The organism is Liquorilactobacillus hordei DSM 19519, from assembly GCF_019443985.1.
Taxonomy (GTDB): domain Bacteria; phylum Bacillota; class Bacilli; order Lactobacillales; family Lactobacillaceae; genus Liquorilactobacillus; species Liquorilactobacillus hordei.
Map to the genome: position 1 here is coordinate 468051 of NZ_CP049303.1, position 14599 is coordinate 482649.

A 14599-nucleotide genomic window follows, 5' to 3' on the forward strand; every position below is an offset into this window, starting at 1 on the left:
GTCAATAGATAAGCTGAAAAAAATGAAAATGATTATTTTACGGCTTTGGGGAAAAATGTAAAGTCAAAATAAGTTATGATAAATGATCGTTGTGATAGAGTAAATATAAAAAGGATGCGGGTGAAGAAATGAGAATAGTAAAAAATCTAATTATTCCTTTCTTAGTATTTATAGTGATTATTCTTCGAAGTAAAAAAGTAATAGCAAAATAAAAAATGGGGTGAGGCTATGCAAGGAAGAACAATGATTTATTTCAATTCAAAGTCGGGGGCTGGAGAATCACAGAAAATAGCTGATAAGGTTGAGTCAATTCTGAAAAGTCGGGGATTACTGGTGTATCAATTGAAAACAAATACAAAGGAAGAAGCATTGAAAAAAATAGCACTTGAAGCCCCCAAGGTTAATCGAATTATCTGCATTGGCGGAGATGGGACAATTAATGTTTTAGTAACAGCGTTGCTACAGAGTAAAGAAAGGGTTCCAATTGGAATAATTCCCACAGGAACAGTTAATAATTTTGCACACAAGTGGAAGTTGTCTGATAATGTTGAAGAAGCTACTGAAACAATATTAAGAGGAAAATTGCAGGCAATTGATATTGGTGAATGTAATGGACAGGCAATTATTAGTTCATTAGTTTTTGGAAGCTTGGCAGATATTTCTAATGAAGTGAGACAGACAGAAAAACAAAAATACGGTTTTGCAGCGTACGGTTTCAATGCAATTAAGCAAATTGGCAAAAATCGGTCACATGAGACCCTTCTATTTAATGAAACCTTTTCAATGAGAGCTAAAGTTTGGGTCTGCTTAATGACAACATCTAATTATATAGGTGGTAGAAAATATTTAGGTAAAACTGAAGATGGATTACATTTGACAATGCTCAATAATATGAAGATAAACAAACTTTTAAATTTGGGATATTTTGCTTTAACGGGTAATTTGAGAAAATCAACAACGCTAACAACTTTCGATATTAAGGAGATTGTTGTGCGTAATATAGAAGAAGGAATGCTAGAGACAAGGATAGATGGGGATAAAGGACCACAACTACCAGCCAAGATTAAATGGTTACCCAAAAGGCTGCAAGTTTATTTAGATTAAATATATTTTTGTAAGATGAACGTGAGCAGAATATAGAAATACTGGATACAGTATGTTGTATAATTCCTTTGAACATAAAAAGAAGTGGAGGATTGAAAATGTCAGAAAAAGTCAGGATTGGTAAGAGTGACGTTGTAGCAACTAAAGTAGGATTAGGGACAAATAAAGTTGGTGGACACAATCTTTTTAAAAACCTGGATGATCAAGATGGATATGCGGTTGTACGCACAGCACTGGATTCAGGAATTACATTACTTGATACAGCGTATATGTATGGTTTGGGACGTTCAGAAGAAATTATAGGCGAAGTGATAAAAGATTATGACCGCTCTAAAGTAATTATCGCCACAAAGGCATCACAGGATCCAGCACGAGATCACGACAATAACAATACTCCAGCTTTTTTAAAGCAATCTGTTGAAGATGCCCTCAAAAGACTCCAAACAGACTATATTGATATTTTCTATATTCATTTTCCAGATAAAGGAACGCCAAAAGATAAGGCTGTAGCAGCTTTGGCGGATTTAAAAAAAGAGGGCAAAATCAAAGCAATCGGTGTTTCTAACTTCACTCTTGATCAGATTAAGGAAGCAAATAAAAATGGTGATGTCGATATTGTTGAGGATAACTATAGTTTAGTTCATCGTGCTGCCGAAAAAGAATTATTGCCTTATCTAAGGGAAAATGAAATTTCTTTTGTTCCATATTTCCCACTTGCATCAGGATTGTTAACAGGTAAGTACAGTGCACTTGATGCTGATAAATTCAAACAATTCAATAGCGAACAATTTAGAAAAATCATTAACAACATATCACGCATCAAAGAAATTGCAGCAAAATATGATGCGACTGCTGCTCAAATTGTACTAGCTTGGTATATTGCTAATCCTGATGTGAGTGTTGTAATTCCAGGTGCTCGTAAGCTGGAACAAGTAGCAAGTAATGCTCAAGCTATGAATTTAACACTGACAAAAGATGAATATGCAGAAATTGATACTGCTTTTAAGGGATTCTAAGGAATTCAGATTGCAGATATAAAACTATATATGAAATACGTTTATACGAAATAAATAGCGAGGTTGAATCAAAAGTTAATTTTTGATTCGACCTCGCTATTTAAGTACAGATAAACTATTTATTGAGTTTCCGCTGAAATAATTTTACGATTTCAACAATTATAAGCATCAACACCCCACCAGTTACTACTATCAGCCACTGTTCCAGAGCTAATGGAGTAACTTTGAAAACATCATTGAATGCAGGAATAAAAATTGTTGCAAACAAGAGTATCCCCGAAATAATAATGGACCAGTTAAACATTTTATTTGAGAATAAGTTTTTGTTGAAGATAGAACCATGAATTGATTTAGAGTTAAAGGCATGGAACAACTGAATTAATCCTAGAGTTGCAAATGCCATGGTTAGAGCATCTGCATGGATTAATGCATAGGAGCTATGGAAAGGATAATTAATAGCTATCCAGTAAACACCAAGGGTTAATATTCCTTCTAGTAATCCCTGGTAAGTTATGCTAGATAAAACTCCATCACCAAAGAAACTTGATTTAGCGCCTCTAGGCTTTCTCTGCATAATTGTAGTTTCGGCTTTTTCGATCCCAAGAGCGATAGCAGGGAAAGTATCCGTTACTAGATTTATCCAGAGTATTTGTGCTGGAGCAAAGATATCCCAGCCAAGCATTGTCATGAAAAAGAGTGTTAGAACTTCACCAAGGTTAGCAGAGAGAAGGTATTGAATTGCTTTTTGAATATTTGCAAAAACTTTGCGACCTTCTTTTACAGCAACAATAATGGTTGCGAAGTTATCGTCTGCCAGAACAATATCACTGGCATTTTTAGAAACCTCAGTTCCGGTTATCCCCATACCAACCCCAATATCAGCGGTTTTTAGGGCGGGAGCATCATTAACACCGTCACCGGTCATTGCTACAATCTTTCCCTTATTTTGCCAAGCTTTAACGATTCTAACTTTATGTTCAGGTGCAACTCGAGCATAAACAGAATATTTGTCAACTGATGAATTTAACTCTTCAGTTGATAGTTTATCTAAATCACTACCTGTAATGACAGCATCGGTTTGCGAGCTTTCGATTATTCCTAAGCGCAATGCAATTGCCGTAGCAGTATCTTTATGGTCACCCGTTATCATTAACGGTCGAATTCCTGCTGAGCGCGCCTGTGCAACAGCATCTTTAACCTCAGGCCTTTCAGGATCAATCATCCCCACCATTCCTACAAAAATTAAGTCTTTTTCCATGATCTGTGATGAGGGCTCATCAGGAATATTATCTAATGGTCGATATGCAAAACTTAAAACGCGTAAAGCTTCGTGAGCTAAGTCATGGTTTGTTGCAAGAATTTTTTTGCGGTCACTGTCCGTTAAGTCAACTATTTTTCCATTTTTTTCAATCCGTGTAGTCCGTTGTAATAATTCATCAACAGCCCCTTTGATGAACAGAACTGGTTTATCTGCCTGTTTTATTACGACAGACATCAGTTTTCGCTCAGAGTCGAAAGGAATTGATGTAATTCTTGGGAAATCTTTCTCGACTTGAGATACATTATTTGATTTATCAAGATTATATTGAATTAACGCGGTTTCTGTGGGATCACCAATCAATCCAGCATCACTTTTTTGACTATCATTGGCTAAAATCATGGCTTTCATTAAGTTACTCATATCAATTTGAGCGTTGTTTGCATCAGTCAGTACATTATTTTGGTATACTTTTTCGACTGTCATTTTATTTTGAGTCAGCGTACCAGTTTTGTCTGACGCAATAATCTCAGTAGTTCCAAGCGTTTCAACCGCAGGTAATTTTCTAATCAATGCATTACGTTTAGCCATGGTTTGAGTACCAAGAGCAAGTGTGATTGTTACAATTGCTGGGAGGCCTTCAGGAATTGCAGCAACTGCAAGAGAAATTGATGTTAGTAGCATTTCTAGAATTGAAGCACGATCGGCTAATATTCCGATAACAAAAACTAATAATGCAATTGCCAAGACCAAAACACTCAAAATTTTACTTAGATGGACAATACTCTTTTGAAGTGGGGTAGTTGTTTGATCAACATTGTTGAGCATCGTCGCAATATGACCAACTTCAGTATTCATACCCGTTGCAACAACAACAGCCTCAGCAGTTCCATACGTAACATTAGTATTCATATAACCAAGATTCTTTCGATCGCCTAGGGAAATTTCTTTCTCGGCAATACTAGCGGTGTTTTTGTTCACAGGCACAGATTCCCCAGTCAAGGCAGCTTCTTCAACCTGAAGAGAAGAAGTATTAATGAGTCTGACATCGGCAGGAATGATATCGCCTGCTTCTAATAAAATAATGTCACCAGGAACTAAATCTACACTCTTGATGGTAGTGATTTGATTATTCCGCCGAACTCTTGAAGAGGGGGTTGTCATTTCTTTTAACGCATCGATTGCATTTTCAGCTTTTGCTTCTTGAAATACACCAAATGCGGCATTTAAAATAATTACCAAGAAAATAATCAAAGCATCTGAAACATCACCAGCAAAAGCAGCGATAAGCGCGGCAATCATCAATATGATAATCATTAGGTCTTTAAATTGGGCTACAAATTTTTGAAACAAAGAACTCTTTTTTTGTTCAGTGAGCGTATTTTGCCCATACTGATTCAATCGTTCAGTTGTTTCACTCGCAGATAGGCCTTTAGTGCTTGTCTTTAATAAATTTAGTGTCTCGTCGACAGAAATCTGATGATATTTTTGGTCCATTAAGCATGACAATCCCTTCATATTTTATAGTTTAAATGTATCATGCTTCACGATGTTAAGAAAGAAATAACAATTATAAGATAGGATAAAAGAAAAAGTTTAAATAGTTGAAAAAACCTATACATGTTGGTACATTTAAGTTAATTTCATATTAGGGGTGTTAGAATTGATTAAAGAGTTTAAAGAATTTATTTCACGTGGAAATGTGATTGACTTAGCTGTCGGTGTTATTATTGGGGGAGCTTTTACGTCAATTGTTAAATCGTTAGTTGATTACATAATTAATCCTTTTATTGGTTTATTTATTGGAGGAATTGATTTTTCAGATTTAGTGTTTAAGGTTAATGGGGCGACATTTAAGTTTGGTAGCTTTATTAATGCAGTTATTAATTTCTTAATTATTGCCTTTGTTGTGTTCTTATTGGTTAAATTTGTTAATAGGTTTTTGATTCGTAAAAAGAAGGAAGAAGTTGTAGCTGTTGCGGCTCCAGAAGTTAAACTGTTAGAAGAAATTCGCGACTTATTGAAAACACAGGAAAAATAGTGTATAGTTTTATTATTTTAAGTGATGTAATACAGTTTTGAAGTGACATTAAAAAGATATTATTTGGATATTTCATTATACAAAACCCGATGATTGTTAAACATTTATATTTAACAATCATGGGGTTTTTTGTTGTATTAATATCAATAATAATCCGAATAGCTATTAAATTTTATAGTGGAACTACTACAAATTATAAATCAGGCGATTTTTGAATAATAAAGAAGAATTTTATTTAATATGTAGAAATTAGCAATTATTTTTGTTAAAAGTATAAAAAAAGTAATAAAAAAGCCGATATAAAGGGTAGCTATATATAAGTTTTATAATAATACAAAGGCGAGTATTAGCATATTTTTTATCTCAAAAAAAAATATATTACAAGATGATAAAAACTAAATTGAAAATAAGGGTTACTTTTGTGGAATTTTCTGTTATGATTGTGTGCGTGCATGGTACTGAAATGATTAATAAGTTTACATATTTATTAGGAAAATATTTTTATTTAGAGAAAACATTTTTTTTGCCGCATAATCTTATGCTACCATTGTAAAAGTATCGTAAATTTATAGAAAAATCGTCTATAATATAACTAGTGTTTGTTTATAATATATATATTGTCCATTTAATGAACACTTGTATAATAATTAAGAAAAGAGGTTGAAAATGAAAACAGGTGAGCTTGTTAAGAAAATTAGAACTGAAAAAGGAATAAAAGCTAAGGCGGTATATGATGGCCTGTTATCACGTTCAATGTATTACAAATATGAGAGCGGTTTAGTTGAAACAACAGCAGATACTTTTCTGTACATATTAAATCGTTTAAATATTGAAGCAGATGAATTCTTACGAATGTTTAGCGTTATGGATAAAGGTAACAGTGAATATAAGAATTATCGAGATAATTTAAATAATGCATATCATCTTGAAAATCTAACCGAAGTTAAAGCATTAGAGAAAAAAATTTCTAAAGAGTATCAAGAAAGTGGCTTGGTTCGTTTTTATAACTTGATGTTGATTGCTACGGTAATGCGTAAAAAGCTTGGAAGAACTCAAGAGAGTGTCCTAAATGAGCGGAAAGAAATCTCACATTACTTAATGCGAAGCACCAAGTGGGGACATTATGAATATCGTCTGTTTATTGATGCAATTTTTATGTTTGATAGCAGTTCAATTGAAAAGGTATTTCAAGATCATGATTGGGATGATGGCCAAAAAGGTGAAGATATGAAGCTTGATAATTTAAAGGTAAAGGCTTTGTGTCAATCAATTTTGATATTTATGAAATCTAATAAGACTGATCATGTGAATTACTATTATACTTTACTTGATAAAATAGAAGTTAACTCGAATAATGTGTATGCATTGAGTAACAAGAAATTTTTTGAAGGTTTAAAAATAATTAATGATGGTGATTATGAACAGGGATTGAAAGTTATTTCTGAAATCTTTTCACTATATCAGAAAATAGGATTAGATGACTTGTATAAAGAGCATGTTGCTATTCTTCAAGAATTGTTAAGTGTTCAATTACAAAAAGCTAAGTCAAGAAAAAGGCGTAAAGCTTAATTTGGTGTGCTTGAAAAAAAATTAAAAACAGTATAAAATGAGAAGATACGTATAGAGTGAAAGGAGGAGAACCAATGTCACAAAATACTCATGTTGGGGTAGCAAATGATCGTCGCCCTGTTAATCAAAAGAATATTAAAAAACGTCGCGCACAGCATCAAGCTGTATTATCATTTTTGAAGAGTCGCGAGGAGCTAGAAAAAAACGATAAATAAATTGTGTTTTCTAGAAACTTACAATTATTTGCCAGCATGGGGCGTCAACGACGTTTTATGGTGGTTTTTTTTTGATAAAAAAGCTAATTAATTGATGTATGAATATGATATAATCACCCAATAAGAGGATGGATGAAAATAAATGAGTATTTTAGAAATAGATGGGCTTTCACATGCTTTCGCCGATAAGGAATTATACCAAGATGCTAGCTTTAGATTAAATAAAGAAGATCACATGGGAATTATTGGACAAAATGGAGCAGGGAAAAGTACCTTAATTAAAATTATTACGGGTCAGGAACTTCCAGACGAAGGAAAAATTGTATGGCAAAATAATATAAAGATTGGGTATCTTGATCAATATGCACAGACAGCACATGATCTAACAGTTTTTTCTTTCTTAAAATCGGCATTCGAAGATCTATATAATATCAGTGAATTACAGGCTAAATGCTATGAGAATTACGCGACCACATTGGACGAATCTTTGTTAGACAAAGCAGGAAGATATCAGGAGCAGCTTGAGGCTGGGGAATTTTATGAGTTAGAAACTAAAATTGAGCAAGTAATGTCAGGTTTAGGGATAGATGCAATAGGTAAAGATAGACATGTTGATCAATGTAGTGGTGGTCAGAGATCAAAGATTATTTTGGCAAAGTTGTTACTTGAAAATCCTGATGTATTATTACTAGACGAACCAACTAATTACCTTGATGTTGAGCATATTGAATGGTTAATAGGTTATTTAAATGATTTTGCTGGCTGCTTTATGGTAATTTCACATGACTTTGATTTCTTAGAAAGGGTGACAAATACAATTATTGATGTCGCTTTTGGAAAAATTACAAAGTATACGGGGAGCTTTAGTTCTGCAATTAAGCAAAAAGAAGTAAAAAAAGAAGTCCAACTTAAGGCTTACGAAAAACAACGGCGACAAATAGAAAAAGATGAAGCTTATATTAGAAAAAACAAGGCTGGAACTAGATCAACGATGGCAAAATCAAGACAAAAAAGACTTGATAAGATGGAAAGAGTTGATCCACCGAGTGATGCCTTACAATCTAGTTTTGGTTTCCCGTATGAAGAATTAATGTCATCGTCAACACTAGTGGTTGATGATCTTTCTGTGGGCTATGAAAGACCTTTGCTTGCACCAGTTACCTTTTCAATGAGCCATGGAGAAAAGGTTGTACTAAAGGGCTTTAATGGAGTTGGTAAGTCGACACTTATTAAGTCAATTTTGGGTATTATTCCAAATTTTGGTGGAAGTGCTAAATTTGTTGAGGCTGCCAAAGTGAATTATTTTACACAAGATTTGGATTGGGATAATCCTGCTCAAACACCATTACAGATAGTCCAAAATGTTTATCCAAAATTAGAACCAAAGACAATAAGACAAAGGCTTGCTCGCGCAGGACTAAGCCCTGCAAATGCTATGAAACCAATGGAGTTATTAAGTGGGGGAGAACAAACTAAAGTCAAGTTGTGTATTTTGGAGTTGAAGCCAAGTAACTTCTTAATTATGGATGAACCTACAAATCACCTTGATGATGAGACAAAGCATGCTTTGAAAAAAGCTCTTATGTCTTTTGCTGGTAATTTATTGCTAGTGTCTCATGAAAAATCCTTCTATGATGGTTGGATTGATAAGGTTTTTGATGTTGAGAGTATCCGACTTAATAAAAATTAAGGGAGTATAAAAGTGAATGAATAAACACAAATTGGTTTCTTGGATTATAGCAATTTTGCTCATTTTTCTTGCGGGCTGGAGTGTAGTGTATGTTAAACATGCAGAAAAAATAAATAGTGAGAAAATTGCAAAAGAAGAGAAAAAACAGCAGTTACAAAAAAAAGAGGATAAGAATGCTAATATGCGTTATCCCATAAAGTGGCGCAAGTCATCTCAAACAACAAAATATCCTAATGTTTTTGATGATAAAAACTTATGGATCAAGATATCGCAAAAAAAGCAGCGCCTTTATGTGATGTCAGGGAAGAAACAGCTTTATCAAATGTATGTTTCTCTAGGGACACATGCGGCAGGCTATTCAAATGAAAGCAAAAAAGTTTTTCCAACAGGAACCTTTAAAATTAGTGATAAGCGCGGCAAATTTTATTTTAATCAGGTCACTGGTAATGGGGGCAGATACTGGATTTCTTGGAAGGGCAATGGTAAATACGTGATACAAAGCGTTCCAACAAATGAACATGGAAAGTATCTGATTGCAAATGCACAAAGCCTTGGGAGTCAAGCGGATACAAATAATAGCATTTGGTTGTCCGTAAGAGATGCAAAATGGTTTTATAAAAATATTAATGGTGGAACAAAGTTGGTAATCGAGTAGTTCAAAGTTCAACTAGTAGAAGCCAGATTCATGAAGCCTTCTTATGCTAAGTGGACAATTTAAGACTAGTTCTGGAGCTGGGTCAAAAGTAAAATTTTGATTCAGTTCCTCTATTTATTCCGCATAAACGTGTTTTATAAGTCAAAATCCTCCGTCTAACTTCGAATTACTCATAGCAAAGTACTTGCTATGAGTAATTTCAAGTTAGTACTCAAATTTTCCCGACTTTGTACTGCCTTAAAAAAGTTGGACATGTTTGTTTTAATTATTAGTTAGATACTGTTTACGATATTCGACTGGAGTTAATCCGTGACGCTTAAGTGAAATTCGCTGGTTATTATACCAAGCAACATAATGTTCCACTAATGTACTTAGTTCACTGAGCGAAGTAACCTTAATGCGCCTTAAACATTCACGTTTAAGCATACTGAAAAAGCTCTCAACTGGGGCATTGTCTAAACAATTTCCCTTACGAGACATGCTTTGAATGAAATGATGATGTCTTAGTTTAGCTTGATAATTGGTCATTTGATATTGCCACCCTTGATCAGAGTGTAGAATTGGTTTAGTGGTTGCGGGAATTTTTTTAATGACTGTTTCAAGGGTTTGATCGATCAAAACACGATTGGGTGTTGAACTAACTTTAGCGGCTAAAACTTCATTACTAGCCTCATCAATAACTGTCGAAATATAACCCCATTTTCCACACGTAAGTTTAAACTGACTGACGTCAGTATGCAAAACAGTATATGGTTTATGGGCCTTGAATTGTTGCTTGAGCAAGTTAGGTACCACCTGTCCAACATGACCATGATATGAGTTGTACCGCCCAGAATGTTTTGAAAAAAGAGTAACTTTCAGACCCATAGAAAACATAATTTTACGAACAGTTTCTAGACAAAGTTTAACATGATGCTGTTTTAAAACAAATCTCATGCGACGATAACCATAAGTTTGATGAGAGCGGGCAAATTCTTGCCGAATAATTTGTTTAACCTGACGATATTTATCAGGCCGGTTTAGACAAGCTAAATGATAGTAATACGTCGAACGCGCAAGTCCCGCAACTTTTAAGAGCGTAATAAAGGGATAATCACGCCGCAATTCGTTAATTGTTTTAACTTTTAGTGCTGTTTTTTGTTTCGAATTACGGCATCCAATTTTTTTAGATAAACATTCTCAATTTTAGTATAGGAAAGTTCCTGTTCTAAATGTCTGATTTGTTTTTGTTGTCTCTCTATTAACTGTTGTTCGGTCTTTTTCTTGGATGTTTCTTTCTTTTTCTTAACCATCTTGGGTCGTCCTATCTTAGATGAAATTACGGCTTTAATTCCAAATTGCCGCATTAATTTAAGCCAATTATAAACGACTGTGTGGCTGATATTAAAGTGGATGGCTGTTTTTTGAATACTGGTAGAATGGTTCAAGTAATATGTAATAACCGCTACCTTGAAATCATTAGAATAGTGCCGGCGTTTAAGCTGTTTAAGTCCGGTAGGACCAAAAGCTTTATAACGCGACACCCAAATTACTAATGGAGTATCACTCGGCATCTTATATTTCAGACACAGTGTGTGGAGTGAATTTTCACCATTTAAATATTCTTTAACTACTTTCAACTTAAAGCTGTAGGTATAATTACGTGTCAAAAAAGCACCTCCAAAACTTGATTTACATGTCCAAGTTTTGTAAGGCACTTCACTTATGTCACACTCCCAGAACTTTTTATTTTTCAAGCCAAGTGAGATTAAGAACGATGCGTGCCTTTAGGTCAATCTAAAAAAAGAATGAGCAAAATACATTGTGTAAAATTCTTTTTGCAGTAGAATAGAAATTGAGCCCACATCCATGAGCTATTCTTATGTAGGGAGTGTTTTTTTATGGCAAATACAAAAGGAGCAGATTTATTAGTTGATGTATTAGTGGATTGGGGGATCCAAAATGTTTACGGATTGCCTGGTGATTCGATTGATACAACGATTGATGCTTTGCGTCGTCAACAAGACAAAATAAAATTTATTCAAGTACGGCATGAAGAAGTTGCTGCCTTATCCGCAGCAGCGGAAGCAAAATACACAGATAAGATCGGTGTATGCTTGTCCATTGGTGGACCAGGAGCAATTCATCTGTTAAATGGACTTTATGATGCAAAAATGGATCATGTACCTGTGTTGGCTTTATTAGGTCAAGTTACCTCAACTTCTTTAAATGAAGGATATTTCCAAGAAGTAAATACCGAAAAGCTATTTGATGATGTCGCGGTTTTTAACAGAACAATCTCCGCGGTTGATAATCTACCAGAAGTAATTGATCAGGCTATTAGAAGCGCTTATGAGAATAAGGGTGTCGCAGTTTTGACAATTCCTGATGATATTCCTAATCAAGTATTGAAGGGTGAATATAGTTCTTCTGCTCGTGCGTTTACACTTAATACACCAGAAGTCAATAAAAAACAGCTGGATGAAACAACATCATTGATAAAGGATTCAAGTAAACCAGTTGTACTTCTGGGAGTGGGTGCTAAACATGCCGGAGCAGAAATTAAGAAGTTTGTTGAGACAAACAAGATTCCTTTTATAGAGACATTGCCAGCCAAAGGAACAATTGCTGATGATCATCCTAATTCATTAGGTAATGTGGGTAAATTAGGAACTAAAGCAGCATATGAGGCAATGAAAAATGCTGATTTACTAATAATGTTTGGGACAAACTATCCATATCGTCCATACCTGCCGGAAAAGGGGCAAGCTAAGAGCATTCAAGTTGATTTGAAAGCTGAAAATTTGGGCAAACGTTATAGTGTAAATGTTGCTGTCCAAGGTGATGTTAAGAAATTTGTTGCAGCACTCAACGACTTGGGGACTATTCGGACTGAAAGTAAATTCTTAGAGGCATGCCAAAAGAGCATGAGTAATTGGAATAAATGGATGGCTGATAAACGCAAATTAAATACGAGTCCAGTTTCTCCAGAAAGTATGACCGCTTATATCGACGAGACAGCTCCATCAGACTTGATTTATTCTATTGATGTTGGAACATCAACCTCATGGAGCGCACGTTATTTACATGTTAAAGATGATCAGAAATTTGCAATTTCAGCATGGCTTGGAACAATGGGGTGCGCACTGCCAGGAGCGATTGCAGCACAAGTAGCGTATTCAGATAAAAGGGTTGTTGCATTACAAGGTGATGGAGCATTTGCAATGGTTATGCAAGATTTTGTAACAGCTGTAAAATATAAGTTACCAGTTATCTGTATAGTTGTTAATAATCAGAAACTTGCATTTATCGAATACGAGCAACAACAAGCAGGACAATTGAATTATCAGATTGATTTGGCAGATATAGATTATGCTAAGTTTGCTGAGTCGTGTGGCGGCGTAGGTCTTACGGTCAAGTCAAATGACGAATTCAAGGCAGCTTTAGATAAGGCATATACAATTACAGATAAGCCTATTTTAATAAATGCTTATGTCAAAGACAACGCGCCTCTTCCAGGCAAGATTGTTATGGATGAGGCAAAGGGATATATGAAATTTGGTCAAGAGTATTTGGAAAATTATTGGAAAATTCCAGAGTTACCACCATTGAAGGATATTTTGCGCCAATTCTTTTAAAATAGCAGACTGTACAATAGACAAATTATGAAATATGGCATGATAGTTTGATGTCATATTTCTTTTTATTAGGAGATAATTATATGAAAATTGTGTTACTTGGTGGTTCAGGTTACGTGGGAAAAGGTATTATTAAAAAATTAAGTTCCTACGACAATATAGAACTGGTTAGCATGTCGCGACATGGTGGAACAGATGCTGATAAAGAAGAATGGTCAAATGTGTCATGGCTCAGTGTCGACTTGGATAAGCCAGAAACTTGGCAAGCAGAAATGGCAACGGCAGACTGGGTCATTGATTTGATAGGAGTTTTGTTGGCTAAAAATTATAATGAGTATTATAAAAAAACTGTGAAACCAGTGTTGAACGTAATTAAATTTATTAAAGAACATACTACAAACACTAAGTTCTTATTTGTGTCTGCAAACTATGCACCAGTGGGGATGGGAGCATATATGAAAGCCAAACTTGTACTTGAAGATGAACTTATCAAGCAGTTAGGTCAACGTGCAGTATTTGTTTACCCTGGCTTAATTTATCATAAGAAACGTCCATCTGTTTATGTTGTAGCAACCGTATTAAATAATATAAAAAAGATAAAACCGTTAGAAAAGCTAATAGAGCCTTTGCGCCCAATTGCACGGGAAAAATTTGCGGTGGAAATTAAAAATATTGTACTTGGGGGAAATAGTTATTTAATGTATAGAACAAAAAATAAAGAGTAGCTGCTGAAATTCAGAATTTTTGTGGATTGCAAAACCTGATGATATTGTTAAAAAAATCATGTATAAGTTGACATTGTCCGAATTTACTTTTAATATAGGTTAGAATTTTCAACAGAATAATTATTTAATAAGTTTGGAAGTGAAACTAGGATGGAAATTAAAGTTAAGGATTTTATTGATCAGGTTGAAGCAGATGAAATTATCAAAATATCATTAGATAAGTTAGAGATCAAAGAAACTAGCGAACTAAAAGCTGATTTTATGGAACAATTATTTGCTGATTTTGAGAGTGCCTTTGCAAAAGGAAAAGTAGTGCAAGCTGTTCAACCAATTGTTATGAGTAATGAAACCGTTGAAGTTGTACTGGAAACAGGAATTATTAATTTACCCTTTGCTAATATTAATCGGGTTGATAATTTCTTGGATGTAGATGAACTGGCACCGTTATTGACTAATCTTATTGTTATATCTCCTGATTTGAATGCTTCAGGATTGTTTATCAGATCTTATTCAAATATAGATAATTTTAAGGACGATATAACAAAGATAGTTGCGGATACTTTAGTAAGTATCAAACAAATTCAAGCAAATTTAGAAAAAACTGAAGATAGTAAGCTTCAAGAATCATAGATAGTAATCCTAAAATCAGTGATATATGATGACAGCGAAAAATTATGAAACACGTTTATACGGAATAAAGAAACGGATG

13 protein-coding genes are annotated in these 14599 nt (G+C 34.4%); 10 read left to right on the top strand and 3 right to left on the bottom strand.

The window, feature by feature from the left end; translation table 11 throughout:
- Nucleotides 1–228: 228 nt before the first annotated feature.
- Together G6O70_RS03420 and G6O70_RS03425 are read left to right on the top strand one after the other, a co-directional pair.
- Nucleotides 229–1104, top strand: a complete 876-nt coding sequence (locus tag G6O70_RS03420; protein ID WP_057869732.1) for a diacylglycerol/lipid kinase family protein — start codon at nt 229–231, stop codon at nt 1102–1104.
- Nucleotides 1105–1202: 98 nt separating this feature from the next.
- Nucleotides 1203–2120 (top strand): aldo/keto reductase, encoded by a 918-nt coding sequence (locus tag G6O70_RS03425; RefSeq protein ID WP_057869733.1) that lies wholly within the window; start codon nt 1203–1205, stop codon nt 2118–2120.
- 115 nt (nt 2121–2235) lie between these two features.
- Here G6O70_RS03425 and G6O70_RS03430 read toward each other — a convergent pair whose 3' ends face one another.
- Nucleotides 2236–4875 carry a cation-translocating P-type ATPase gene (locus G6O70_RS03430; RefSeq protein ID WP_057869734.1) on the bottom strand — a complete coding sequence of 880 codons (2640 nt, stop codon included), beginning with the start codon at nt 4873–4875 and terminating at the stop codon, nt 2236–2238.
- A 166-nt stretch (nt 4876–5041) separates the two neighbouring features.
- Between G6O70_RS03430 and mscL the strand changes: the two genes are divergently transcribed.
- From mscL to G6O70_RS03455, 5 genes are all read left to right on the top strand, one after another.
- A complete protein-coding gene (gene mscL / locus G6O70_RS03435) occupies nt 5042–5419 on the top strand; it encodes a large-conductance mechanosensitive channel protein MscL (protein WP_057869735.1) in 378 nt (125 codons plus the stop codon).
- 666 nt (nt 5420–6085) lie between these two features.
- Complete coding sequence (locus G6O70_RS03440) at nt 6086–6988, top strand: helix-turn-helix domain-containing protein (protein ID WP_057869736.1); 903 nt, start codon at nt 6086–6088, stop codon at nt 6986–6988.
- Nucleotides 6989–7062: 74 nt separating this feature from the next.
- Nucleotides 7063–7203 (top strand): hypothetical protein, encoded by a 141-nt coding sequence (locus G6O70_RS03445; protein WP_164478089.1) that lies wholly within the window; start codon nt 7063–7065, stop codon nt 7201–7203.
- A gap of 142 nt (nt 7204–7345) precedes the next feature.
- Nucleotides 7346–8893, top strand: a complete 1548-nt coding sequence (locus tag G6O70_RS03450) for an ABC-F family ATP-binding cassette domain-containing protein (RefSeq protein ID WP_057869737.1) — start codon at nt 7346–7348, stop codon at nt 8891–8893.
- A 16-nt stretch (nt 8894–8909) separates the two neighbouring features.
- Entirely contained in the window at nt 8910–9548 is a 639-nt protein-coding gene (locus G6O70_RS03455) for a L,D-transpeptidase (RefSeq protein ID WP_057869738.1), read from the top strand.
- Nucleotides 9549–9809: 261 nt separating this feature from the next.
- Here the strand turns inward: G6O70_RS03455 and G6O70_RS03460 are convergent, their stop codons facing one another.
- Nucleotides 9810–10652 carry an IS3 family transposase gene (locus tag G6O70_RS03460; RefSeq protein ID WP_219934266.1) on the bottom strand — a complete coding sequence of 281 codons (843 nt, stop codon included), beginning with the start codon at nt 10650–10652 and terminating at the stop codon, nt 9810–9812.
- Nucleotides 10653–10672: 20 nt separating this feature from the next.
- A complete protein-coding gene (locus G6O70_RS03465) occupies nt 10673–11197 on the bottom strand; it encodes a helix-turn-helix domain-containing protein (protein WP_219934272.1) in 525 nt (174 codons plus the stop codon).
- A gap of 231 nt (nt 11198–11428) precedes the next feature.
- Between G6O70_RS03465 and G6O70_RS03470 the strand changes: the two genes are divergently transcribed.
- The 3 genes from G6O70_RS03470 to G6O70_RS03480 all read left to right on the top strand — a co-directional run bounded on the left by G6O70_RS03470 (nt 11429) and on the right by G6O70_RS03480 (nt 14520).
- Nucleotides 11429–13165, top strand: coding sequence for a pyruvate oxidase (locus tag G6O70_RS03470; RefSeq protein WP_057869289.1), 1737 nt, complete (start codon nt 11429–11431; stop codon nt 13163–13165).
- A gap of 83 nt (nt 13166–13248) precedes the next feature.
- Complete coding sequence (locus G6O70_RS03475; RefSeq protein ID WP_057869290.1) at nt 13249–13890, top strand: NAD-dependent epimerase/dehydratase family protein; 642 nt, start codon at nt 13249–13251, stop codon at nt 13888–13890.
- 150 nt (nt 13891–14040) lie between these two features.
- Nucleotides 14041–14520 carry a hypothetical protein gene (locus G6O70_RS03480; protein WP_057869291.1) on the top strand — a complete coding sequence of 160 codons (480 nt, stop codon included), beginning with the start codon at nt 14041–14043 and terminating at the stop codon, nt 14518–14520.
- The last annotated feature ends 79 nt before the right edge of the window (nt 14521–14599 follow it).